The sequence below is a fragment of the Sporanaerobacter sp. genome (assembly GCF_047830725.1).
GTDB lineage: Bacteria > Bacillota > Clostridia > Tissierellales > Sporanaerobacteraceae > Sporanaerobacter.
The window spans coordinates 939,866-965,609 of sequence record NZ_CP181252.1; the positions used below are offsets into that span (position 1 = coordinate 939,866).

Annotated in this window: 26 protein-coding genes, 2 tRNA genes and 1 other annotated feature; all 28 genes read right to left on the reverse strand. The window is 30.6% G+C overall.

Annotation, left to right across the window (positions count from 1 at the left end; genetic code table 11):
• Positions 1-4 precede the first annotated feature (4 nt).
• Positions 5-868, reverse strand: a complete 864-nt coding sequence (locus ACFWUA_RS04580) for an ABC transporter permease (protein WP_416198980.1) — start codon at positions 866-868, stop codon at positions 5-7.
• Positions 869-870: 2 nt separating this feature from the next.
• Positions 871-1,176 (reverse strand): hypothetical protein, encoded by a 306-nt coding sequence (locus tag ACFWUA_RS04585; protein WP_416198981.1) that lies wholly within the window; start codon positions 1,174-1,176, stop codon positions 871-873.
• 53 nt (positions 1,177-1,229) lie between these two features.
• Positions 1,230-1,991, reverse strand: coding sequence for an IS21-like element helper ATPase IstB (istB, locus tag ACFWUA_RS04590; RefSeq protein WP_238021928.1), 762 nt, complete (start codon positions 1,989-1,991; stop codon positions 1,230-1,232).
• Positions 1,988-3,568, reverse strand: a complete 1,581-nt coding sequence (gene istA / locus ACFWUA_RS04595; RefSeq protein ID WP_416198982.1) for an IS21 family transposase — start codon at positions 3,566-3,568, stop codon at positions 1,988-1,990. Before istA ends, istB begins: the two co-directional genes overlap by 4 nt.
• Positions 3,569-3,601: 33 nt before the next feature.
• The gene (locus tag ACFWUA_RS04600; protein WP_416198983.1) at positions 3,602-4,627 is read right to left on the reverse strand and encodes an ABC transporter substrate-binding protein; all 1,026 of its coding nucleotides are present in this window, start codon (positions 4,625-4,627) and stop codon (positions 3,602-3,604) included.
• Positions 4,620-5,288, reverse strand: coding sequence for a TVP38/TMEM64 family protein (locus ACFWUA_RS04605; RefSeq protein WP_416198984.1), 669 nt, complete (start codon positions 5,286-5,288; stop codon positions 4,620-4,622). The genes ACFWUA_RS04600 and ACFWUA_RS04605 overlap by 8 nt, the downstream gene beginning before the upstream one ends.
• A 19-nt stretch (positions 5,289-5,307) precedes the next feature.
• Positions 5,308-6,444 (reverse strand): (Fe-S)-binding protein, encoded by a 1,137-nt coding sequence (locus tag ACFWUA_RS04610; RefSeq protein ID WP_416198985.1) that lies wholly within the window; start codon positions 6,442-6,444, stop codon positions 5,308-5,310.
• 71 nt (positions 6,445-6,515) lie between these two features.
• Positions 6,516-7,238, reverse strand: a complete 723-nt coding sequence (locus tag ACFWUA_RS04615; protein ID WP_416198986.1) for a TVP38/TMEM64 family protein — start codon at positions 7,236-7,238, stop codon at positions 6,516-6,518.
• 28 nt (positions 7,239-7,266) lie between these two features.
• Positions 7,267-7,719: a rhodanese-like domain-containing protein gene (locus ACFWUA_RS04620; RefSeq protein WP_416198987.1), complete on the reverse strand. Its 453-nt coding sequence runs from the start codon at positions 7,717-7,719 to the stop codon at positions 7,267-7,269.
• 208 nt (positions 7,720-7,927) lie between these two features.
• Positions 7,928-8,362, reverse strand: a complete 435-nt coding sequence (locus ACFWUA_RS04625) for a hypothetical protein (protein WP_416198988.1) — start codon at positions 8,360-8,362, stop codon at positions 7,928-7,930.
• An 8-nt stretch (positions 8,363-8,370) separates the two neighbouring features.
• Positions 8,371-9,753 carry a rhodanese-like domain-containing protein gene (locus ACFWUA_RS04630; protein ID WP_416198989.1) on the reverse strand — a complete coding sequence of 461 codons (1,383 nt, stop codon included), beginning with the start codon at positions 9,751-9,753 and terminating at the stop codon, positions 8,371-8,373.
• Positions 9,754-9,931: 178 nt separating this feature from the next.
• Positions 9,932-10,023, reverse strand: a tRNA-Ser gene (locus ACFWUA_RS04635).
• A 5-nt stretch (positions 10,024-10,028) separates the two neighbouring features.
• Entirely contained in the window at positions 10,029-10,478 is a 450-nt protein-coding gene (gene tadA / locus ACFWUA_RS04640; protein ID WP_416198990.1) for a tRNA adenosine(34) deaminase TadA, read from the reverse strand.
• A gap of 22 nt (positions 10,479-10,500) precedes the next feature.
• Positions 10,501-10,577: transfer RNA gene (locus ACFWUA_RS04645), tRNA-Arg, on the reverse strand.
• 343 nt (positions 10,578-10,920) lie between these two features.
• Complete coding sequence (locus tag ACFWUA_RS04650) at positions 10,921-12,423, reverse strand: M1 family metallopeptidase (RefSeq protein ID WP_416198991.1); 1,503 nt, start codon at positions 12,421-12,423, stop codon at positions 10,921-10,923.
• Positions 12,424-12,536: 113 nt separating this feature from the next.
• Positions 12,537-13,811 carry a serine--tRNA ligase gene (gene serS, locus ACFWUA_RS04655; protein WP_416198992.1) on the reverse strand — a complete coding sequence of 425 codons (1,275 nt, stop codon included), beginning with the start codon at positions 13,809-13,811 and terminating at the stop codon, positions 12,537-12,539.
• A 52-nt stretch (positions 13,812-13,863) separates the two neighbouring features.
• Positions 13,864-14,032: a binding site (T-box leader), on the reverse strand.
• A 50-nt stretch (positions 14,033-14,082) separates the two neighbouring features.
• On the reverse strand, positions 14,083-15,111 hold the full coding sequence (locus ACFWUA_RS04660) for a PTS transporter subunit IIC (protein ID WP_416198993.1): 1,029 nt from the start codon (positions 15,109-15,111) through the stop codon (positions 14,083-14,085).
• 67 nt (positions 15,112-15,178) lie between these two features.
• Positions 15,179-15,700, reverse strand: a complete 522-nt coding sequence (locus tag ACFWUA_RS04665; protein ID WP_416198994.1) for a transcription repressor NadR — start codon at positions 15,698-15,700, stop codon at positions 15,179-15,181.
• Position 15,701: 1 nt separating this feature from the next.
• Positions 15,702-16,691, reverse strand: a complete 990-nt coding sequence (locus ACFWUA_RS04670; protein ID WP_416198995.1) for an ATP-binding protein — start codon at positions 16,689-16,691, stop codon at positions 15,702-15,704.
• 2 nt (positions 16,692-16,693) lie between these two features.
• Positions 16,694-17,794 (reverse strand): DnaD domain protein, encoded by a 1,101-nt coding sequence (locus tag ACFWUA_RS04675; RefSeq protein WP_416198996.1) that lies wholly within the window; start codon positions 17,792-17,794, stop codon positions 16,694-16,696.
• A 33-nt stretch (positions 17,795-17,827) separates the two neighbouring features.
• Positions 17,828-18,424 carry an HD-GYP domain-containing protein gene (locus ACFWUA_RS04680; RefSeq protein ID WP_416198997.1) on the reverse strand — a complete coding sequence of 199 codons (597 nt, stop codon included), beginning with the start codon at positions 18,422-18,424 and terminating at the stop codon, positions 17,828-17,830.
• A gap of 28 nt (positions 18,425-18,452) precedes the next feature.
• Positions 18,453-19,037, reverse strand: coding sequence for an HD-GYP domain-containing protein (locus tag ACFWUA_RS04685; RefSeq protein ID WP_416198998.1), 585 nt, complete (start codon positions 19,035-19,037; stop codon positions 18,453-18,455).
• Positions 19,027-19,644: a GNAT family N-acetyltransferase gene (locus tag ACFWUA_RS04690; RefSeq protein ID WP_416198999.1), complete on the reverse strand. Its 618-nt coding sequence runs from the start codon at positions 19,642-19,644 to the stop codon at positions 19,027-19,029. The genes ACFWUA_RS04685 and ACFWUA_RS04690 overlap by 11 nt, the downstream gene beginning before the upstream one ends.
• A 53-nt stretch (positions 19,645-19,697) precedes the next feature.
• Complete coding sequence (locus ACFWUA_RS04695; RefSeq protein ID WP_416199000.1) at positions 19,698-20,909, reverse strand: FprA family A-type flavoprotein; 1,212 nt, start codon at positions 20,907-20,909, stop codon at positions 19,698-19,700.
• 60 nt (positions 20,910-20,969) lie between these two features.
• Positions 20,970-22,301, reverse strand: coding sequence for a replicative DNA helicase (gene dnaB, locus ACFWUA_RS04700; protein ID WP_416199173.1), 1,332 nt, complete (start codon positions 22,299-22,301; stop codon positions 20,970-20,972).
• A gap of 19 nt (positions 22,302-22,320) precedes the next feature.
• Entirely contained in the window at positions 22,321-22,770 is a 450-nt protein-coding gene (rplI, locus tag ACFWUA_RS04705) for a 50S ribosomal protein L9 (RefSeq protein ID WP_416199001.1), read from the reverse strand.
• Positions 22,767-24,770, reverse strand: a complete 2,004-nt coding sequence (locus tag ACFWUA_RS04710) for a DHH family phosphoesterase (protein ID WP_416199002.1) — start codon at positions 24,768-24,770, stop codon at positions 22,767-22,769. Before ACFWUA_RS04710 ends, rplI begins: the two co-directional genes overlap by 4 nt.
• A gap of 19 nt (positions 24,771-24,789) precedes the next feature.
• Positions 24,790-25,740: a YybS family protein gene (locus ACFWUA_RS04715; protein ID WP_416199003.1), complete on the reverse strand. Its 951-nt coding sequence runs from the start codon at positions 25,738-25,740 to the stop codon at positions 24,790-24,792.
• Positions 25,741-25,744 lie beyond the last annotated feature (4 nt).

Here is a 25,744-nt window from a genome sequence, read left to right on the forward strand (position 1 = left end):
AATATCATCCTTTATATTTTGAAATTAATTCAAAGGTTTTCTGATAAATCCAAACTAAAAATATTGATACAAAAGTTAATATCATATTTATAACCATAGCATATGGTCTATTTGTTAAATCAGGATTATTATATTCTATAAATGCTTTAACAGGTAAAGCTTTTGGATATGTGGGACCTAAAAGAAAAGGAACTTCATATGCACCAAATGAAAACGCAAAAATAATAATAAATGACGAAAATATAGTTGGCATTATTATTGGAAGAATAACATGAAAAAACACCTGTCTTTTAGTAGCCCCAAGATTTAGGGCTACTTCAGAAAGGTTATGACTTAAATTGCTCAAAATGGTATAAGTGACCATAGCTACAAAAGGTATTTCCTTCCATGCATAGGCTATTATTATTCCCAAGCCATTCCTCTCATGAAGAAGGGATGGAAATTGAGTTGGTTCTTTTATTAAACCTATTGAATATAACATTCTAGAGAGTATTCCACTTTGTGCTAGAATATTGTACACAAGAAGCACTGCGACTATATGTGGTACAATGATTGGCAATTTATATATAGATTCTACTAATCTGTTATTATTCTTAGTTTTAAATATAGAATAGGACAATAATACTCCTAAAACTATAGCTATAATGGATGATACCAAGGAAGTATAAAGACTAAAACCTAAAGATGATAAAAAATCTTTGCTATTAAGTACTTCCTTGTAATATCTAAGAGTATACTCATGAAGTCCTACAGCTTCAAAATGTCCTAAGCTTTGAATAAATGCCATTATTAGCCCTGAAGCAAATATTCCTAGTATAACTATCATTATTGGTAACAGTAAAATATAAGGTTTCATTTTATATTTCAATACTAATCACTCTCACCTGGTATAGTCTCCATCCAAATTTTTTCTATTATAGGTACTAAATCCGCTGGCATCTCTGGTATTCTTTTCTCAAGTAAAATATCTTGAGGAAGAGTTGCTATTCCTAAATTCACTGAAGCTAAAATCTCTTTTTCCTCTGGGCTCAATTTGCTATTATCTAGAACTGGTAGATCTCCCCAGTTTTCTGGTTCATATTTTGAAGCTTGAACTTCAACATTTAAAATATAGTCTATTACAGCCATAGCTCCAGCTTTGTTCTGTGAATTAAATGGAATCGCTGTATTTGTCAAGTGAATATTCCCCTATATTTTAATCCAAAATTCCTCTAGTTAAGGTAAAAAAATTATTGCTTTTCTAACCAAAGCTGTGTCTCTTTTAATCTATAAGAATTACCATTCATATTTACAATATATGATTTATGGGTAAGCCTGTCTATCATTGCCGCTGTCATTACTGGATCTTTAAATATTTCATCCCACCTTTCAAAAGATAAATTTGTAGTTATTATTGTAGATTTTCTACCTGCCCTTAAGGATAGGTAAGTGAATAGGAGTTCAGAGGCTTCTTTATCGAAAGAAATATATCCTAATTCATCTGCTATAATAAGGTCATATTTTTCAAATTTCTTTTCAAAAGCCCTTAGCGTTTTTTCAGATCTAGATTCTTTTAGTTCATTTACCAGCAAAGGTATTGTGGTAAAAAGAACCTTATATCCTTTGTTACAGGCTTTAATTCCAAGGCCTATAGCTATATGTGTTTTTCCTGTACCAGGGTTTCCTGCAAGTATTATATTTTGTCCTGTTTCTATAAAATCTAATGATGAAAATACTTTTATCTTATCTCTTGCATCTTGAGGTAAATCCTCTAGGCTTAGGTCTTCTATATACTTTTTATATGGAAATCTTGCTTGCCTAATTCTACTTTTTATTCCATTTGCTTTTCTTAAGTCATATTCATTTTCTAATAAGGATAAAAGAAAAGCTTCATATGTTAAATTCTTTATATTTGCTTCCTTTATTTCATCCTCTATATTTCTAGTTATATATGGTAATTTCAACTCCTTTGCTATGGTTTTTATATGAGTTTTAACTATATCTTTTTTCATATTATCAAAGCCTCCTTATCAAAATCTCCTGATGAATTTTTTAGTAAATCTCCATAATGATTAAGGATTAACTTTGAATGCTCTTCTATTTCTGTGTTTTTATATTTGTTTTCATCTATGGTTTCTTTTTGTCTATTACATAAAAGCTTTATTTTTTCTGTATCTATATTTAAAGGATTTATCTTTTCCAATTCTTTTATTGATTCTTCTATTTTTTCTAAGCCCTCTTTTGAAATTAATTCAATTAGGTCTATGAAATCTCTTGGATTTTCGGTATAATATTTAGTGTATATATCTTGAAGCTTGGAATTCATTTGTCGCATGGCTGTGCTTCTATGAATTGCTCCAGGCTTCTTTTTTAATGTATTTAAATAGTGTTCTATTTTTATATTCCATGTATTGGCACCAAAACTCCTTATATGTTCAGTTACTAATTTGTTTTCGTGATATACTAGTATATTGTTTGGATAAATCTTTGCTGTTACAAATTTTCCAACCAAAGAATCCGGAACTGAATATTTGTTTTCCTCTATGTTTATTACAGAATACTTATTTACCCTTAACTCTACTACTCTCGAAATATCATATGATGGTACAAGTTTTATTAAGTGAGGTAATTCCTCTTCTAAAAATTCCTTTGCACTTTTATTTTCATTGTACTTTTGTGGTTTAGAATTTAATTTTCTAAGTTCTTCTTCTAAATATTTATTAGCATCTTCTAATGTTTCAAATGAATCCTTTTTGCTAAATACTTTCCTCCTTACGTATTCTACAGATCTTTCTACATGGCCTTTTTCATTTCCACGTCTGGCATTACAAAATCTATATTTAAAACCATAATACATAGATAATTTTAAAAGATCTTCTGTAGGTTCCTTTTCTGTTTTACTTACAAATCTTGCTACTGCAACTTTCATATTGTCATATACTATTTCCTTATGAACCCCTCCTACATGGTTAAAAAATCTAACATGAGAATCTAGAAAGCTTTCCATTTTTTGATTTTGATAGAGATATGCAAATCTGTAGTTTCCTCTTGCTGTTGTCATTACAGCCATCTGTATTACTTTAGATTTTCCACCTATTTCTAGTTTAACATATCCCCAGTCAAACTCACTTACATCTCCTGGATCATATTCTTGCCTTATATATGCTTCCTTTTTCTTATTCAATTTGTTTTTTATATAGTTGCATACGGTTGAATAACTTATATCATAGCCTTCTTCTTTAAGGCATTCATGAATATCTATTCTTTTCTTTTGCTGTTTGCTTTTTCCTTCTTGTATCTTCTTTTCATTTTCCTCTAGATAAAAATCTATTTTATCCATTATTTCATTTGTTAATTTAACTTTAGTTCTATTACTCGCATCGTATTTTGGTGGTTCTACAATTTCTTCAGTTAAAATTATTTTATCTCCTTCTCCCTCCAATAGCATAGCTCTTTTTTCTTCATATTCTCTGATATATTTTCTAATTGTTTTTCTATCAATTCCAGTCTCTCTGTGGATTGCCCATTGAGATTTTCCTCCTAAAAATCCATCTATTATTATTTTTTGTTTATCCATTAAACTTATCATCCCCTAGCCTCCCTATGAATTATCATAGGGTTATTATATATTTCTTCTAGAGGAATTTTCAATTAGAATTTGGGGTACTTTTAGAATATCATAAACAATCGCTAAGAAATGTGTGTTTCCTATAGTCCCTTTATCAAACACAAAGGTTCTTGTTGATTCTGGATACTCCCCCGTAACTATTTTTCCTGATGGGGAATTGGGGTTATATGTCATAGTCATAAGTACTTCCCCATCAGAATACATATTGTCTAATAATGCCGATTCTGCAGGATAAGTCTTTCCTTCTTTCCATAAATAAGGCTTTAGTTCTTTCAAATATTCTATAGCTGGCTCAATAGCTTTTCTTACAGTTTCTTCATCTGCTTTCATGTCCATAAACTGTTCATAACCTACAATATCACATATAATATTTCTAACAAAAACACTTCCTGTAAAATCAGGTAATGCTGGATAAGTAAATTTCCCAGGATTATTTTTAGCCCATTCTAGCAATTCTTTATGGTCTCTAGGAACTTTATCTACCTTATCACTATCATATACCAATACAAATTGAGCCTTTCCATAAGGTGACTCATATCCTTCTACAGGATAACCAAAATCATATTTAACTTCAACTGAATCCTTGTCTATATACTTGTTAAAATTCGGTAGCTTGTCAGTAAAAGGCCCAAATAACAAATCATTTTGCTTAGCAGTAAAAAAGTTTTCTCCATTTATCCAAACTACATCTATATTTCCATCTAGAACATTTAATTGTTTCTCGTTTAATAAATTGTTTAATATTTCATCTATATCCATGCCTACTCTGTTAATAGTAATATCATATTCTTCTTTAAGTTTATCAGAAAGGTATCCATCAATCCAAGCATTAATCTGCTGGCTACCACCCCAACCATAAAAATTGACAGTAGTCCCTCTAGCAGATTCTAAAATTTCATCCCAATCTTTTTTTAATACATCTTCATCATTTTTTGTTTTTGAATTACAACCAACTAAATTTAAAGTTAATACAATCATTAATAAAAGAATTAAGGTCTTTTTAAATAATATTTTATTCATCATAATTCTCCTTTTTAGATTTAAGTATTTTCTTCAATATAAAAGAAATAACAAATAAAACAACTAATAGCCCTATTGCCATATAAAAATCCTTAGATCCAAATACTGTAGTTTTATCACCTAAATTTGTGTATACTAAAATACCAGGTAAAGAGCCTATAATAGTTGCCATACAAAAATCCTTATATTTAACATCAGAAAGTCCTGCACTATAGCTAACAACTTTAAATGGAAACAATGGAATTAGTCTTAGCATAAGTATTAAAAAGAACCCATTCATTTTCGAATTATCTTTAAATATCACTAAATCTTTTTTAATTATCTTTTTAATAGCCTGTTGACCTAATGCTCTAGCTAAATAAAATGCAATAGTTGCTCCAATTAAAGAACCAATTGATGTTAAAATAATACCTTTAAATAATCCAAATATCATTCCTCCTGCTATTACTAATACTGAGTCAGGAAACAACAATAAAGGTAATATTGATAATATACCAATATAAATTAAAGGTGCCCATACGCCAAAGGATTGTATATAATCTTTTATTTCATTAGGACCATATTTCTTTAATATATTATGTTTGTTTATAACAATAGCTAACCCAACTACTATACATAGGACAGCTATGTATTTAAATATGTCTTTTTTAGACTTTTCCATATATTTATCCTTCCTGCTATTATTTCTGATTATTAAACATCTTTTTTCCTTTATATCTATTAATCCATTTTTTAGCAGTATTTATTTCTACTTGATTGAAAGTATTGTATATATCTTCATTAAACAACAAATCCAATATGTGAACAGAACTTTTACCACTTTTTTTCATAGACCCTACACATTCTTCACAATAAGTAACTATATACTCTTCCTTAGTTTCATTAGCCCTCCTCATCTTTTGGGCTGTTGCTATTTTATTATTGGTTAAAGAAGCCATTCCTCCCGAACCACAACAAAGGGTGTTTTCTCTATTAAATTTCATTTCAGTATAATTAATACCTATTTGATCTAATATATCTCTTATTGCATCGTGTGTTTTAATCTCATGTCTGGTAGGGCAAGGATCATGTATGGAAAACACTATATCAACGTCTTTACCTTTGCCTTTTACCTTTTTAGGAACACCCCTTTTAGAAATTATTTCCCATATAGGAATTACTTGAATGTCCTTGCTATTTTCTTTTATAGTGATAAAACAATTTTGACATGTAGTCACCACTCTTTTAATACCATTTTTCTTGAATTCTTCCCTAAGAATATCGTAATATTGGTTAAACTCTTCTACATAACCCATAGAAAAAGTTGGATTTCCACAACAATTTAAGTATATACCAATACCTGGTATCAGCTCTCTAAGATATTTATAAGCTTTAAATACAATTTCCGGGCTATAGGCCATAATGCTACAACCTGGGAAATATATAATATCTGAGTCTTTCCCAAGACCTATTATATCTGTACGAAAAAATCTTGAAAAGCTATTTATCTGATGAAATTTAACTGAGGTATAGCCTAAATCCCTAGGAAGCTTTCCCTTTGTTTTAGATACTATATTCTCTCTTAAGTTAAAAAAGATTTCCTTTAAATCAACACCTTTTGGACAAACAGCTGTACAATATCCACATAGCAAACAAGAATAAGGCAACTTATGGTCTGCTTTTTTCTCTGACAATAAATGTTCTAATAAATCCTTTGGTGAATTACAAAATTCACTAAGCATTGGACAACCTTTCATACATAGCTTGCAGTTTATACATTTATTTTTTTCTTCTTGGATCTTTTGTAAATTTTTATTATTTATATCTATCTTCACCATATCTTCACCCTTTAGTTGTATAAAAGGATTGCTTCATATTCTGAAACAATCCCTTTATCATGATAGTTAGATCAATTCTTTTCTATCTTCTCGGCATTATTAGCTATTTTTTTAGAATTTCGATCATTCCAAATTCTCTTCATCAAGTATATCAATATACTTAAAGAAAATAAAATCAATAGCCCAAATACAAATTTCTTTGTTCCTCCTGTAAGCATTCCGCCAACATAGGAATAAACCAATGTTGCTGGTAGTTGTCCTAATCCTGTAGCCCAAAAAAACGACCAAAATCCCATAGCTGTAAGACCTGCCGCATAGCTAACTATGTCAAAAGATATAAAGGGTAGCAATCTTGCTATTAAAATAGCATAATCACCATATTTATCAAAAAACTTATCTATTTCTTCTAAAGCAAATTTACTAGTTAGCTTTTCTGCTGTATTTCTACCATATATCCTTGCTATATAAAAGCATAATGTTGCTCCAGCCATAGCACTTGACCAAGATAGGAGTGCACCTTTTACCCATCCAAATAGTGAAGCATTAGCAAACGTTATGAGAAAAGCTGGAAGTGGTGCTGCTACTGATTGAAATACCATCAGTAGAAATGATATTATAGGTGCCCATATACCAAAAGATAATATATACTCCTTTATTGCCTCTACATCCAATTTGCCAAATAGAGATACTATTTTCTCAATGCTAGTTCTAACTGGAGTAACAAATAGATATACACAAATCAATCCCACTATAACACCTATTTTTACCCAAGTAGACTTTTTTATATTTTTCAAAACATCAGCAACCTTTCTTTAAAGGCAATTATTTTTCTAATAACTCATCATAAGGCCATCCGTTTTGACCATTTTCTAATATAAATAGACGATCTTCTTTAATACCTTTTTCTAATAAATATTTATAAGTTCTTTCTGCTCCTTTTTTACCACCTGGACATACTATAATAATTGGAGCTTCTGAAGATTCTAAATCTGACATAACTCCATCAAATTTTGCTTTGTCTTCTTCTGTTTCAACTGGGTAAGCATGTGTTGGTATTGCACCTTGAATATGGTGTTCATTCCAAGCATCTTTAGGTTGAATATCTAGCAATATGATATCATCATTGTTTTCAATATTTGCCTTTACTTCTTCAGCTGTACGATAATTAAATTCAGCACTTCCCTCTTTTTTATCTTCATTTTTAGTACAACCAGTTAATAATAATGCAAAAACTGTTAATACAACTAATACTAAACTAAATCTTTTCATTTTCATCTAATATACCCTCCTATTTTTTATTTTTTAAAAGCATATCTCTAACAAACCATGGAAATTATATCATAGTTAAAACACATATTTAAATTGAAATACTTTATAGTACATTTTTATATATAAATTTTATCTATAAGAAACTAAAACAAAACTTTAAGAAACTAAAAAAGTGTGTATATCATTTTAAAGAATACACACTTTTTTACTATACCTAATATATTTTAACAAACCCCATAACTATTATAAACAAAATTTGTATAATTAAAATTAGTTGAAAAACCATAATAAAATATGGATATGCCAACTTATCTATAAAAAATTGGCTGCTAATAATACCACTAAGCAAAAAACTAAGCACTACTGTTATAGATAACTGAATTTTTACAAACAAACTTTTCCTATACTTTATAGCAAATATTAAAAAAATAAGAAAAATTATCCCCAATACAACTGCTAAAATGTTTTGCCACAATAAGTTATTAATAGAATATATATTTTGCTCAAATTGATGTCTTCTATAGTAAATATGATGATTTACACCAGCTTTTTTACTAGTTAAGTTGTCTATTATAAAAACAGCTGTTATTAAAACCACTTGAATAAAGGCAATAAATATATAGATAGATTTTATTATTTTGTTTTTCATAGCATACCTTATTTCCTAGGATCTCCAGTCTCAATAGGATTATCTGGATTGTTACTCCAACCAATCCATCCATCACTATAAACAGAAACATTATCATATCCCATGACGTTAGCATATGTTAATATTTCTGCAGCACGCCATCCACTACCACACATAAATGATAGATGCTTATTTGTATCGATGCCACAACTTTCCCATAATTTTTGTATCTCATCTGCATTACGCATAGTATCATCTATATTGCGATAATATTGTAATGAATTTGAATCTCCAATTCCAGCATAGCCAAAGACAGAGCCAGGTATACGACCTTTCTTATCATGATAACTATATCCTGAACTTTCACCTATATGCTCTTCCCATGTACGATTATCTACTAAAGTAAATTCATCAGGTTTGCTTAATCCAATTTTTACTTCTTGTATTGTATCAATTAAGTCTGGATTAGCAGGTATCTTTGCCCCAAAATCAGTCCCTGGAACAGGTTTGTTGCTAACAGTTTCAACTTCATATCCAGCTGCCTTCCAAGCATTTAAACCACCATTTAATACTCTTACATCTTTAACACCCATATATCTTAATACCATTGCTACACGATATGAAGCCATTGGAGCTTCTCCAGTAACTATTATTGTATCATCTTTAGTAAAACCGTAATCTAAAGCAAATTGAGTCAATTCTGCATCACTTGCTAACATCCATTCTGGTGGTGGTTCTATCGTATCTGTATTTATATGAACACTTGTAGGAATGTGACCATTAGCATAAGAAGTTTTTTCTTCTCCCCAGCTCGCTTCTACTATTTTTATGTTTGTTGCATCTTCAAATGTTTCAGGTTTTTTACCATCAACAATATCTTTAACTATACTAGCAGGTACTATCATATGATAGTTTTTATATTGTTCCATAGGTAAGCTTTCATCCTCAGCCCATTGTCTTACATCATAGACATATAAGCTTTTATATCCCTTTTTGCTTAAATAATCTTTTACTTCTAGTGCATCTTTTCCATTTGCATCATATAGTACTATGTTTTTGTCAGCAGTAATATTTTTAGTTTTTAGAGCTTCATCTAAAATTTTTTCTTTATCTTCAACTTTTACCTTCAGCCAATTAGCTGAAAAATCAACTGCTCCAGCTATGTGCCCTCCACGCTTTACTCCATCTAACTTCCAACCATTATAGGCATCATTAATACGGGTATCAACTATTATCCATGAATCGTCATTTAATTTTTCTTTTAACTTTTCAGTAGTAATTGTTTCTAATATTTCTTCTGTTTGTTCTGTTACTTCTGATTTAGTATCTTGTTTTGAACAAGCAGATAAGAAAACCATTGTAAGTATCAATACTGCGACTAATAAAGATAATGATTTAAATTTTTGGTTCATATCTTACTCCCTTCTTTACTTTTAAATTTTAATGCATTGATTATACATTATAGCTAATATGAAATAAATAATTATAAATAAATTTTATAATTATTTAAAGAATATTAAATTTATCAATAGAAAATAAAATTTGTGTACCGCAACAATATAAAAAGTCTAGCATATGCTAGACTTTATTTGGCGGAGAGAGAGGGATTCGAACCCTCGGCACAGCATAAACTGTGCAATGGTTTTCGAGACCACCACCTTCAACCTCTCGGACATCTCTCCAAAATTTATTTTTGTCTTAAATTCTTAAAAAATTTTTTCATAATACTTGAACATTCATCTTCCAATACACCAAAAGTCACATCTACACTATGGTTGAAGCTTGGCTGATTGACTAAATCCACTACTGTACCACAGCATCCCATTTTATAGTCCCTTGCACCTATAACTAATCTTTCTATCCTAGAATTAAGTATTGCTCCTACACACATGGGACAAGGCTCTATGGTCACATACATAGTACAGTTTATAAGTCTCCAACCACCTAAATATTCACTGGCCTTTTTTATGGCAATCATTTCAGCATGGGCAGTAGGATCTTTTAGGGCCTCTCTCATATTGTATCCTGTTGCTATAACTTTCCCATCATGAACAACAATAGCACCTACCGGTACTTCCAAGGTGCTATAAGCTTTATATGCTTCTTCTAATGCAATGCTCATATATACTTCATCCATAACATTCACCAAATTTAAAAAATGGTGCACCCGAGAGGAATCGAACCCCCGACACACGCCTTAGGAGGGCGCTGCTCTATCCTACTGAGCTACGGATGCACATATTAGACAACTATATATTTTAAATGATTTCCAGCAAAAAGTCAACTCAAGATATCCTTCTACCCGTTCTTTATTGGCATTGGCAATTTTAACATCGTAAGGAAACATATGCCGAAAAAACACACTTTTTTGTAACAAATTTAAATCAAGATTTATATAATGTATTAGGCAAAATTAAAAGCTTAATAAGGAGGTTTTGTTATGGCAGATACAAATCGTTGGGGTTGCTATGATGATACAAGTTTGCTATTCTTCTTCCTTCTACTAATTATCCTATTTAGTAGCTGTAATTGGGGTTGTAAAAAATAGTAATCGATAAAGTGGAGGAAAATCCTCCACTTTATTTATTCCCATAAAACCATTCTTTTGCTTTATCCTCAAAACTTGTATTTGTAACTTCCTCACAAACTCTTATGAAATCCGCTGATTTTGCATTTAAAAATCTATATTCATGATAATACTTATTTAATATATCATACAAAATTTCTTTTCCAAAATCATCTTTTATTTCATTTAAAAACATAGCCCCTTTTGAATAAACTAAAGATCCGTAGTCTGCCCAACTTTGGAATTTACTCAAAGGTTTTAACATGACTTCATCAAAATCATATAACTCTTTTCCATAAGTATAAGCATCCTCTACAGTTTGTTCATAAAAATTTTCAGCCATTTCTTCTCCATATATTTCACTTATATATACAGTTTCAGAATAAGTAGCCAAAGATTCATCTAGCCAAGCTTCATCTATTTCATCATTACCTACAACGCCATACCACCATTGATGAGCTGTTTCATGCACTATTACATTTTCCAAATCATTCCTCGAATAATTATTATAGAATTGTTTACCTATAAACACTATCCCTGGATATTCCATACCTCCAGAAAAATTGGTAGCTACTACACTATACTGTCCATACGGATATTTACCAAATATTCTATTAAAAGTTTTGATTGAATTTTCTATGGTATTGTATGCAAATTCATTTGTACTTGGATAGTCTTCTAAAAAATAGGCTTTTATTTGAGTACCCTCCACTTCTCCTTCTAAAACTTTGAATTTATCACTAGCCACCCAAGCAAAGTCCCTTATAAGTTTCCCTTCAATATCCCAAATTTTCTTATCTGCCTTAACTTTCTCTTTCAATATATTCCCACTTGATGCAATTATAATATCTTTAGGAGCTATAATTCTCACTTTATAATTACTAGTATCACTATAAAAAGGGTCCCCCAATATATAATATGGATCTGTATTCCAGCCATCTTCATCATATACGCATACTATAGGATACCAATTTCCTAAATTAAATGTATTTTCCCCATACCCAAATCTGTCTTGAGCTGGCGGAAGCTGTACTTCATATTCTAAATATATCTCTGTTTTTTCCCCTGGCTTTAGGGGAGATTTTAGTTCTATATGTAAAACAGTATCTCCCTCACTGCCTATGTCATAATCCACTTTTCTTTTATCTACTTTTAAATTTTCTATATCAATAAATCCAGGCTTAAAGCCATCTGGATAAGTCATTTTAATAGACTCAGCAAAAAATGGAGCTGTTGCTTTTGTTTTAAAAGCATTTGGGTACAAATGAATAAATATTTCTGATAATTCTACTCCAGTATTATTTACATAATTAATCCACTGCTTTCCTGAATAAGTTTTTTCTTCAGTATTTAATTCTACTTCTATTGTGTATTTATTTAAACTATCTATTTTAAGCCCATTGTAATCTTCTGTAAGCAATGTAGGATGATTTTTAGTAGTACCAATCCCACAACTAGATAAAGCCAAAGAAATGGCTAATAGAAATAAAATAAAAACAAATTTTCTTTTTCCCAAAATATCTACCCCCCTGATAAATATGACTATTCTCCAAAACTAAAAAAAACCCTTCAAAAACTTATTATGAGTCAGGAATAATAAATATTATACCTAACTCATATTCATCAAATCTATTTACTTATTTTTTCTAATCCTTTCATATAAGGTTTAAGTGCATCTGGAATAAGTATAGAGCCATCTTCCTGTTGATAATTTTCAACTAATGCTGCACAAGTTCTTCCAACTGCCAACCCAGAACCATTTAATGTATGAACATATTCAAGTTTCCCATTGTCCTTTCTTCTATATCTAATATTGGCCCTTCTAGCTTGAAAATCTTCAAAATTGCTGCAAGAAGAAATTTCTACATATCTATTGTAGCTTGGCATCCAAACTTCAATATCATAAGTCATAGCAGACGAAAAACCTAAATCTCCTGTACATAGCATGACTACTCTATAAGGAATTCCTAATCTTTTTAAAACTTCTTCAGCATCACTTGTCAACTTTTCAAGTTCATCATAAGAATTCTCAGGTTTAACAAATTTAACTAGTTCTACTTTGTCAAATTGATGATTTCTTATAAGCCCTCTTGTATCCCTGCCAGCAGAACCTGCTTCTTGTCTAAAGCATGGTGTATAGGCTGTATAAAATATAGGAAGCATTTCTTCTTCAAGTATTTCATCTCTATGAAGATTTGTCACTGGCACTTCTGCTGTAGGCACTAAAAAATAGTCTTTGCTTGGTATAGAAAAGGCATCTTCTTCAAATTTAGGTAATTGCCCAGTTCCTGTCATACTGTCTCTGTTCACCATAAAAGGTGGTGCGATTTCTACATAATCTTGATCTATGGTGTGTAAATCTAGCATAAAGTTTATAAGTGCCCTTTCAAGTAAAGCTCCTTTGTTTTTAAATATGCTAAATCTTGCTCCTGTAATTTTTGCAGCTCTTTCAAAGTCAAATATACCTAAATCTACACCCAAATCCCAATGTGCCTTAGGTTCAAAAGAAAAAGAAGTAGGTTCACCCCATTTTCTCAATTCTACATTTTCTTCATCACTTTTACCTACAATTACTTTTTCATTTGGTATGTTTGGAATTCTCAAAATAGCATCCCTAAGTTCCTTATCTATTTCCTTTACTTCTGCATCCATATCTTTTATTTTGTCAGATAAATTTCTCATTTCCAAAACTAAATCAGAGGTATCCTTTCCCTCTTTTTTCATTTTAGGAATGTCTTTAGATACTTGATTTTGCTTTGCTTTCATCTCTTCAACCTGTACAAGCAGGTTCCTTCTCTTTTCATCTAGTTCGAGAACCTTATCAATATCATATTCTCCACTTCTTTTGCCAATTTGCTCTTTTACCCAATCAGGATTGTTCCTTATCTTTTTGATATCTAACATTTTCAACCCTCCTATTCATATTTTTAAAAATAAAAAACTCTCAATCCCAATATATAGGGACGAGAGTTTGTATCCCGCGTTGCCACCCTAGTTAGCTAAAAAGCTCACTCAACAGCAATTTGCTCTGGGATGGATTCAATAAATCTCCTCACCAATTCTCACCAACCATTGGCTCTCTTAAGAGGCTAAATTTATTTACTATTTCCCATCAATGCAAAAACTATTAAAATTTAAAAGATATTATACCATAAAAAACTTTAAAATTCAAGTACTATATTTTCATGTCTCCTTCTTTTATATATCCTTTTTTCCTCATCCATTCAGAAATGATAAAAGAAATAATTCCAGGTAATATAAAATGCAACAATAAAATATATATAAATACTCTTGGACTAGAACCCATAGTATCTATAGTTGCAAACTGTCCAACCAGTCCGCTAGTTCCCATACCTGCCCCAACAGGATTTCCTTCCATTTTAAATATAGTAGTAGAAATAGGTCCAAGTATTGCTGAAGTAGCTACTGCTGGAATCCAAATCTTTGGATTTCTAATGGTATTAGGAATCTGTAACATAGAAGTACCTATCCCTTGAGCTATAAATCCACCAAAGCCATTGTCTCTATAAGAAGCTACAGCAAAACCTATCATGTGAGCAGCACATCCTACAGTACTAGCTCCTGCAGCTAGTCCACTAAGTCCTAATGATATAGCTATTGCAGCACTACTTATAGGAAGTGTAAGTGCAATTCCCATAAGAACAGATACTAGTATTCCCATAGGTATTGGTTTTAATTCTGTAGCCAAATTTATCATATTCCCTATAAGTGCCATAAGTCCACTAACTGCAGGTGCAATATAATGTCCTACTAAACCGCCTACTATTATTGTTCCAAGTGGAACCAATACTATGTCTACTTTTGTCTTTCCTTGCACAAGTTTAGAGAATTCTGCACCAAGTAGAGAAGCAACAAAAGCTCCTACTGGCTCACCAATTTTAATCATCGTATTTCCACCATCAAAATATATAGTTCCTGCACCAATAGCTCCTGTCACTATGGATGCAAAAATACCCAATGGAGATGCTCCTAAACTATAAGCAACACCAGCTCCTATAGCTGGTCCCATCATATATTGAGCAAATTGACCAAATTCAACTATAACTTGAATTTTAAAAAGAGTTCCTATTTGTTTAATAATAAGTCCGATAATTAAAGAAGAAAATAGACCTAAGGCCATTCCATTGAAAACTTTTATGAAATATTCTTTAACATTGCTTCCCTTCATCTCTTTAGTTTCCATTTTAAGCACTCCTTGAATGTATTTACAGTTGTCTTGTCACCTGTATGTACATAAATATACCACTTTATCATTCACTAATCAAGTATTTTTTATTTTTTAATTCTTCTATTATTTTTTCAAAAATTTTTTCATCCTCTATTTCTATGGAATGTATGTGAACTCCATCAGTTAGGGAAGATAAGGGCTCTGCTTTAGTGGCCTTTAAATTTTTCACAAATTCATCCACATCAAGCCTTGAACTAATCATGAGTGGACTTTTTATTTCTCCGTACAAAGGGTGTTCGACAATTACATCCAACACTTTACCTCCTGCATCTACAATAGTATATAATTCATCTTCAATTTCACTGTACCCTGAATGTTTACATACTATAGTCCTTACTACTTTTCTTTCTTCTTCATTGCCAAATATAATATATCCCTGAGGTGTTGCTACAATATCTAAGCCACTTGCCCTCAATATAGCTATGTCCTGAACTATTACTTGTCTACTAACTCCCATTTTTTTAGCTAACTCTGTTCCCTTAACTGGCTCTTTAGAACTTTTAAGTACATTAAATACTTCTTTTCTTCTTTCTTCTGAATCCATATTATTTTCCCCTTTCCCATCTCAAATCAGGTCCATAAAATTTAAGCGGTATGAACTTTTCAAGTATTCTCGAAAATACCCTATCTGTATATATATCAGATATTTCTTTTGGAGTAAGATTTGTTGAAATAATAGTTTTTTTACCTTCTATAAGTCTAGTATTTATTATATTAAATATTTCTGCATTGGTAAAAGTATTGGCAACTTCTGTTCCCAAATCATCTACAATGAGAAGATCTGTTTTAAACAACAATTCATAATCCATATCATCAAATTCCTTAGTATTTCTCCTAAACCTATGATCTTCTATTATCTCTAATATAGTAAAAGCCGTCTGATACACAACTATTTTATTGTTTTCTAGTAGAGCTTCTGCAATACAATTGCATAAAAAAGTTTTGCCAAGACCTGTTGAACCATAAAATAGCAAATTTTCCCCATTTTTCTCATCAAAATTGTTTATAAAACCTACGGAAATGTCAGAAATATATTTCATATTTTCCCTAGGTGTTAACTTTTCATCCTCAAAGGGTACATCAGGAAAAATACTTATATCAAAAGTCCTAAAGTTTTCTTTTTTAAGTATACTCTCAATATTAGACATTTTATAAGCTCTATTTACTAGGGCTTGCTTTAAGCAACTACATTTTTCTCCATTTTCAAGATAACCTGTATCTTTGCATCTATTACATTCATAGTTTACATTTAAATATTCCATAGGTATATTATTTTCTGTCAAGAGAATAGCCTTTTTCATTTTCAACTTCTCCATTCTCTTTTTTATTTCTTCTACCTTTTTTTCATAGCTTTCAGGATTTTCCAAAATAGCTTTGGAAATAAGAATTCCAGTTTTAGATATTTCCATATCTATTTCCTTTATTTCAGGCACTTTTAAATAGACCTCTTCTTGTCTCATTTTTTGATCATAAAGGGCCTTGTCTCTTCTTTTTTCATATTCACTTAATATTGACTTTAAAACTTCCTTATTCATAGCTATTCTCCTTTAGCCTTAAAGTAGTATTTTTCTCTTTTTTTTCTTGCAATTTCCTCCAATTCATCAGAAGTATATTTTGACGATCTCTGCTCAAAATTGTGAAATCTAGTTTTCACTGGATTACTTGTAACTTTGGTATATTCTCTTTTTTCATTAGGATAAACTCTTTCAGGTTTTTTATCTTTTTCTTCAATTTCTTCTACATTTTTTATGTCTTTAGTATACCAAGAAGACAATATTCCATCTATATAGTTGATACTTGGATTGGAAGTTTTGTTGCTATTCTCACAAGCTTTAAGAACTATGTCTAAGGAAAAGCCATACTCTTCAAACCATTTATCTATAACTTTCATTTGACTTTCTGTAGGAGATTTCTTTCCATAACCTAGGTATTCCATTATTCTCATATATCTATAATACTTTTCATCATTTTTCTTCATTTCTTGTTGCAATGCTTCCACATTGGTTATTCCAGAATCATACCAATTTCTAATTATTCCTTCTACATAATTTATCCTTCTTATGCCCTTTTTCTCTACTGCATAAAAAAATGCTTTAACTATCATATCAGGGTCCATATTGTAATTATTCATCCATTCAAGAACTTTTTTCTTCTCATTTGGAACTAATTGTCTTCTCATAGTGTAATCAATTGAATTGAACATTTTATTTATAGTTGCAATTCTATTGGCTTCTATGAGATCTTCCTCTGAGCAGACATAGCCTTTGGATGCTGCTTCCTCGTGCATGACAAGAGAAATTTTTTTATAATTGTTATTTATGCATAGCTGTTTAAGACTTAAAAATTTGACTTCATAATCATATTCATCTCCATCTTCTTTTGGAATTTTTTCTATTATTCCTTTGTCTTCCCAAAAATCCCATGCATGTAATACATCAGATAGAGGAATGTTTAAATGTCTGGCAATAGTTTCATTATTTACCTCAATATTTGAATCTTTATCATGGGCAAATTTAAACCCAAGAAGATAAACTTTTACATAAGTACCATCTGCCATAGGCATGAAATCATTTATAAATATATTTTCAATAGGAGTATCACCTAAATCAATCTCTGTAGTTTCCAATACAAAGCTCATAGTTTTCACCTGCCTTTATAAAACTTAAATTTTCTAAACAACTATTTGTTTGAACTCTAGCAATAGATTATAGTCTATATAATTCTTTTTTGCCATACCCATCATTATATCTATGGCACTTTTAGGCTTCATACCCTTTCTATAGGGCCTATCTTCAGTCAATGCTTGATATATATCAGCAAGTACAATCACTTGATCTTCTTTAGTTATACTCCTATAGTCTAGTTTTTCAGGATACCCTTTCCCATTTAATTTTTCATGATGATTGCCAGCCCATTCAGCAATATCTTCAATTCCCTCAACTTGTTTAAGTATCAACTTTGTATAATATGGATGAGCTTTGATGATTTGAAATTCTTCTTCTGAAAGTTTTCCTGGCTTTTCAAGAATACTATTTGGAACATTAAGTTTACCTATATCATGAAGATTGGCAGCTATCTCTAATTTTTCGACCATCAATGGATTATATCCTAAATAAGTGGAAAATTTATTGGTTATTTTTGCAATTCCTTGTGAATGTTCATATGTAAAAGGGCTTTTACTGTCAATGAGTATTGAAAAGGCCTGAGAAATTCTTTTCAAATCATAAATATCTACAGTAGTATTTTTATCTGGCTCAATAATATTCAATGCTTCTCTAATATTTTCAAATTTTAAATCAAACCAAAACTTTATCCTTTTCTATAATAGAGAGAAAAGCAACACATATCTCTTCATTAAACATTTTATTTTTATAAGTATTTATCCATTCTTTAACTAATTCCAATTCTATTTTTTGTTCCATTTCTTCATGTCTTCTCAAAAAAAACAACTCAAAAAAATCTGCCAAGTGAATAATTTGAGCTGGCAATGGTATATCATCGCCACTTAACCCATATACTCCACTTCCATCCCATTCTTCATGATGATATAGTATATAGTCTATAATATCTGAAGATAGCGGCAGTTTACTAACCACTTTTCCTCCTAGACTACAATGATCTTTTTTCAAAACATCATCAAAATGAATTTCTATTACACTATATCTAGACATTTGTCCTGCCATTCCAATATCGTGTATAAGAGATGCATAATAGGTATTTACAATTTCTTCTTCACTAAAATTCATCTCTTTCGCAATAGTATATGCAATATAAGCTGTCCTTCTAGAATGGCCAAAATATCTATTTTCTGCTATATCTAATGCTAGAGAAAGGCTAGATAATAATTGTCCTAATTTTATATTCAATATCTCATTTTTCAATTTCTGCCTCCATTTTAGTGAATTTTTCCTTATCTATTTTCATCTTGTAAATATAATTATATATCCTTCCATGTTTAAAAACAAAAGAATCTTTTTCTTCAACAAAATAAGGATCATTTTCATCTATAGATTGATCGGGGTATCTGTGTAAATATTTAGCTATATTTTCAAATCCACATTTTTCATAGCACCTTATAGCTCTTTTGTTGAAACTAGCTACTTCTAAATATAAAACTTTCATATTTAAAACATTAAAAAAATATTTTAAAAAAGCTTTTATTGCTTCAGTTCCATAACCTTTATTTACATAATTCGGGTCAAACACTATGCCCAATGTAGCTTCTCTTTTTAACCTTTTTATATGTTTTATTCCCAAATATCCAATGAGTTTTCCATATTCATTATATACAGAAAAGTACTTTTTACTTTTCCCAAAGGTCTTTGATTCATACCATTCTACAATTTCTTCTTCATCAACATATGGAAAATTATAGTCTTCTAAAAGGGGATTTTCATGTTTCCCCCAATTCATCATGAGATATACATCTTCTAGCCTAAGTGGCAATATTGTGACTCTATTTCCTTTAATGCCCCTTTCTAGCTCCATACACATACCCCACCTTTATAGAAACAATACTTCGAGGAAAAACCTCGAAGCATTTATTTACTCTTTCCCAACAATTTTTCGCCAAATCCTCTGCCATATTCTATGGCTCTTTCAAAAGCTTTATCATAAGGTACAAAATTTACCTTTAATCCTTCTTCATCATACAATTTCAATTTAAGATTTTTCAAATTGTCTTGTATTATCTTTACTCCTTCTCCACTCCAACCATAGGAACCAAAAGCCCCTGAAAGTTTTCCTCTATTAGTTATGGGATTGATTACAGCAAATAATGAATATATTGGGAGAAGTATGTTTTGATTTATAGTAGTAGAACCAATGATTATACCTGTACTCTTCTCTATTTTTTCTGCCACTTCTCCTAAATCTGCCATTTCCACATCCATTACTTCCACATCAATATCCCCGGCCAATTTTATTCCTTCAGCAATTTTCTCTGCAATCTTTCTTGTATTGCCATAAGCAGATACATAAGGAATAAATACACTATGTTTAGTTGGTCTATCATCTGCCTTTTTAGCCAAATTCAAAGAACGATCTACATACTTTTTCCAATTGGATCTAAGTATTGGCCCATGTCCTGGACATATAGTGTTTATATCAAGTTGACTAATTTTTTCAATAGCTTTTATCATATAGCCACTAAAAGGCTCTAATATAACTTGAAAATAATAGTCAAAAGCATCATCAAAATTGTCTACAAGATCATCATACATTCTTTCATCACAAAAATGACATCCAAAAGAATCACAAGTAAATAATATTTTCTCCTCTTCAAGATAAGTATACATACTATCTGGCCAATGTAGAAAAGGTGCAGAAATAAATTTCAATGTTTTATTTCCTAAATCCAAAGTATCTCCATCATTAACTATCATATATTCAAATTCTTCATCTATCATATGTTTTAAAAAATTTATAGCTGATTTACTTCCTACAACTGTTGCATTAGTTGCTATTTTAAGTAAATGTCTCAAACTCCCCACATGATCTGGTTCAGTATGGTCTACAATGATATATTCTATTTCATCAGGATTTGCTACACTTTTTATTTTTTCAATATATTCATCTTTAAAATTTTCTTTTGCTGTCTCTACTATTGCCTTTTTTTCTGCATCTATAAAATAAGAATTATAAGTAGTGCCATATTTCGTCTCCATGACTACATCAAAAGTTATCAAACCTGGATCAAGTATGCCTATCCACTTAACTGATTCACTTACTGGTAAAACCTTTTTATTATCCATGACAATCCCTCCCGTTTTTTTTTGCCATATTATAAATACCCAATTTGCATAAGTTTTAAATTACTCTCTATATTTTTCTAAATTGACAAACTTAGTGAATTGTCCCATCCACAACAATTCTACCGTACCAGTAGGACCATTTCTGTGTTTTGCAATGATTACTTCTCCTATATTCTTTTTATCCGTATCTTCATTGTAGTATTCATCTCTATATAAAAACATTACTATATCTGCATCTTGTTCTATAGCTCCAGACTCCCTCAAGTCAGAAAGAATTGGTCTGTGATCAGATCTCAATTCTGGAGCACGAGAAAGTTGAGAAAGAGCTAATACAGGACATTCCATTTCCTTTGCCAAAGCTTTCAATCCCCTCGAAATTGAGGATATTTCCTGCTGTCTACTTTCACTTGGTGAATCAGATTGCATAAGTTGCAAATAATCTACAACCACTAAATCTAAACCTTTTTCTATCTTTAACTTTCTACACTTTGCCTTCATTTCCATAATAGAAATACCTGGAGTATCATCAATAAATATATTTGTACTTGAAAGAGGACCCATAGCTTGAACTATTTTTACCCATTCATCTTCATCAAGTCTTCCACTAATTATCTTCTGCAAATTTACATGAGAAACACTGCTGAGCATCCTCTGAACCAATTGTTCTTTTGACATCTCAAGACTAAATATTGCAACATGACCGTTCCCCTTTATTGCACTATTCAATGCAATATTTAATCCCAAAGCTGTCTTTCCCATAGATGGTCTTGCTGCCAATAGTATCAAATCTGATTTTTGAAGCCCTGAAAGTTTTTCATCAATATCTAAAAAACCCGTAGTAAGACCCGTAAGTCCGCCTTCATTCATAGACATTTCTTCAATTCTAGAAAAACTATCTAATAAAACTTCCTTTATTGGTGAAAACCCTTCATTGTTTCTTCCTTGAGTTATATCAAATATACTTTTTTCTGCCCTTTCAATAATACTATTAACTTCTTCGGCATCTTCAAAACTTTTAGTTATTATTTCATCACAAGATTTTATGAGTCTTCTTAAAATAGATTTTTCTTCTACTATATCGCAATAATATTTTACATTGGCTGTAGTAGCAACACTTCCTGAAAGGCTTGTTAAATAATTAATTCCCCCCACATTTTCTAAAGTTCCCCTTTTTTTCAATTCTTCAGACAAAGTAATAAGGTCTACTGGCTCATTTCTATTGTATAATTCCAAAATAGTCTCATAAATTTCCTTATTTGCTTCCTTATAAAAATCTTCCGGTCTAATAGTTTCAACAGCTGTGTTTATAGCTTCTTTGTCAATAATCATAGCTCCCAACACAGACTGCTCCGCTTCAAGACTATGGGGAGGTATTCTCCCTAAAGTTTGAATATCTATCTCAATCACCTCTCTAGTTTTCTTCTACTACTTTCACTCTGAGTTTAGCCACTACCTCTGGATAAATTTTTACATCCACAATAGTTGTCCCAATAGTTTTTATATTTTCGTCAAGAACAATTTTTCTCTTGTCAATCTTAACTTTATATTGTTTTTGGAGAGCTTCTGCTATATCTTTTGAAGTTATAGAACCAAATAATCTTCCTCCATCTCCAGCCTTTCCTTTGATTTCAACAGTACTTTCATCCAATTTTTTCTTAAGTTCTAAAGCCTTTTTGTATTCTTCTTCCTTCTTAATAGCTTCTGATTTCTTCTTTTCTTTAAGCACTTTCAAATTTCCTTCTGTAGCCTCTATAGCAAGGTTCTTTGGAAACAAAAAATTTCTAGCATATCCATCTTTAGCATTGACTAAATCACCCTTTTTCCCTAATCCTTTTACATCATCTAACAATATCACTTTCATTTATCCTCACCTTCCTTTAAATATTCATCTATAGCTTTTTTAAGCATTTCTTCAGCTTCATCAATACTCATATTCTCAAGCTGTACACCAGCACTAGTTAAATGTCCTCCTCCACCCAATTTTTCCAATATCAATTGAACAGAAATATCGCCTAAAGATCTACCACTTATATGAATTTTCCCGTTAGTTAAAGCCAACACAAAAGAAGCTGAAACTCCATTTATATTTAGAAGCTCATTGGCAGCTTGAGCTGCAATAAGAACAGAATCCTGTGTTTCCTTTGAAAGTCTTGATACAGCTATTTTGTCATATACAACTTTTGCATTTTTAACTACTTCTGCCTTTAACAAAAAAGTTTTGTAGTCATCTCTAAAAAGTTGTCTCACAGAAGTAGTATCTGCTCCAGCTCTTTTCAAAAAAGAAGCTGCTTCAAAGGTACGTACTCCTGTTTGAAAAGTGAAATTTTTCGTATCCACACTTATACCTGCAAGAAGGGCATCCGCTTCAAAATTTGTAAGTTCCATCTTATCTGACATATAGTATAGTATTTCTGTAACCAATTCGCAAGTTGATGATGCATATGGTTCCAAATAAGTAAGAACTGGATCTTCTATAAATTCTGCTCCTCTTCTATGGTGATCTATAAGAACCACTTTATCTATTGCCTTTAGCAATTCTGGAGCTTCCATAAAACTTGGCTTATGATTGTCAACAACAACAAGTAAATCAAATTTATTGGCTTTATTCATAGCCTCCTCAGGAGTCAAAATTGAATCCAAAATTTCTGCTTGCTCTTTTTTCATTCTATCATAAATATTTTTTATAGATGGATTAGAATCTTTAAGTACTATATATCCTTTTTTGTTTCTATTTTTAACAGCCCTTAATATTCCAACACTTGCACCAAAAGAATCCATATCAGCATTTTGATGTCCCATTATAAATACAACTTCAGATTGGTCTATAAGTTGCCTTAAAGCATGAGATATAACTCTAGATTTAACCTTGTTTCTCTTTTCAACAGCTTTAGTCTTGCCACCATAAAAACTCAATTTATCAATTTTTTTAACAACTGCTTGATCTCCTCCTCTGCCTAATGCAATATCTATAGCAGCTTTTGCATATTCATAAGTCTGATTAGGATTTTTCCCATTTACACCTACTCCCATACTCAAAGTAATAGGAATTTTATTTCCTAAATCTATTTCACGTATTTTATCTAAAATATCAAATTTTTTGTCTTCCAAATGCTCTAAATGAGCATTTTCAAAAATTATCATATATTTATCATTTTCATATTTTCTCACAAATCCATTCATACTTGAAACGTAAGAGTTAATTCTCTTATCTATTTCTGCAAATACAATAGGTCTATTTACCTCATCAGTATTTGCCTTCACTTCATCATAGTTATCCACTTGAGCCACACAAACTATAAGTTTTTCATCATTGTACCTTTCTTTTAATAAAGAAAAACTAGTATTATCAATCCAATAAAGCATAGCAATTGTATCATTTGAATTTATAGTCTTTTTAGAATCAACTATATTGTAATAGATTTTGAAATAATTTTCTTTGAAATTTATTTCAACAAGCCCAGTATTTCCTTTAAATATTTCCTCTACCTTCATTCCTGGTACAAGATCGGCTATGTTCTTGTCTAAAATATCTTTCTCTTCCATCATGCTTAAAAACCTTGTATTATACCATCTAATATTTCCATTCTTACCTATCATAGTTAAAGGTATAGGCATATTGAAAATAGCTTCTTTAGTCACAGAATCAAATTCTTCTGCTAGACCTTCAATATATCTAGTCCACTCCTGTTTTTTTGCATGAATATTTTTCCAATAATAATAAATGAGATATATCAATACAAGTACACCAACAAAACCTATTATTGTATTATAAAAAAATAATACAATTACAAATATAGCTATTATCCACAGATATATTTTATCATTTGGTGCAACTAATCTAGAATATTTATTTTCTTTCATTTTTATCCTCCCAAAGGATTTATATTTCCTTTTTAATTCCCCTGAAATTAAATATGATATCTAAAAAACCAACCATAGAAATAATTGCACTTAAAGGAAAACTAAATATCAAAAGTACTATAAAAATCACTTTACCAACTTGCTTTAATCTACTTTTATTTATCAAGAAAATCAAAACAGCTAAACCCTGTAAGAAAAAAGCAAAAGATATCAAAGCACTTACATTGATAAATATTGTTTCATAATAAAAAACTTTCAACTGTTTTAACAAAAATACTCCAAGATAAATAACTACAATTCCTAAAATAAAATTGTTTGGCAATTTAAAATAAGAAAATCTAGGTACAAATACTATACCATATCCCAACTTTCTCAAAATAAATATTGATAATATTGAATTCAAATATGCTGTCAGCAATGAAAAAATCATCACAGCAGAAGGTATGATTAAAACCATATACTCATAAGCACTTTCTAGAATATTCTTGGTCTGATATACTTCATAATTAGAAAGTCCTGTTTCTTTTAACATATCTAATTGAGTTTTTAAAACCAAAGAAAAAGATTTTTCAATTTGATCTATAAAACTTATATTAAAAAGTTTCTTAACTAGCACTATAGCTATAACATAAGATGCAAGAGAGGTAATGGTTGAATATAAAATCAGTTCTTGAGATTTCCCCCTCTTTTTTATTACATAATTGATTACAACACTTAAAGGCACAAAAGCAATAAATATAAAAAACGCAGTATATTTATCTACAACCAACCCTACAACAAGAGTAGATATCAAAATACTGACTATATTGTATTCTATTCCATGTCTAACTCCTAATATTATAAAAAAAGCTGGAAAAACTATACTTATTACAGGGACAAAGTTTATACCTATTAGTATATATATTGTACCTAATAGAATCATCAAAAGCGATTCCAAGAAAGCCTTTGTCTTTTCATTTTTAAAATTCAAGCTT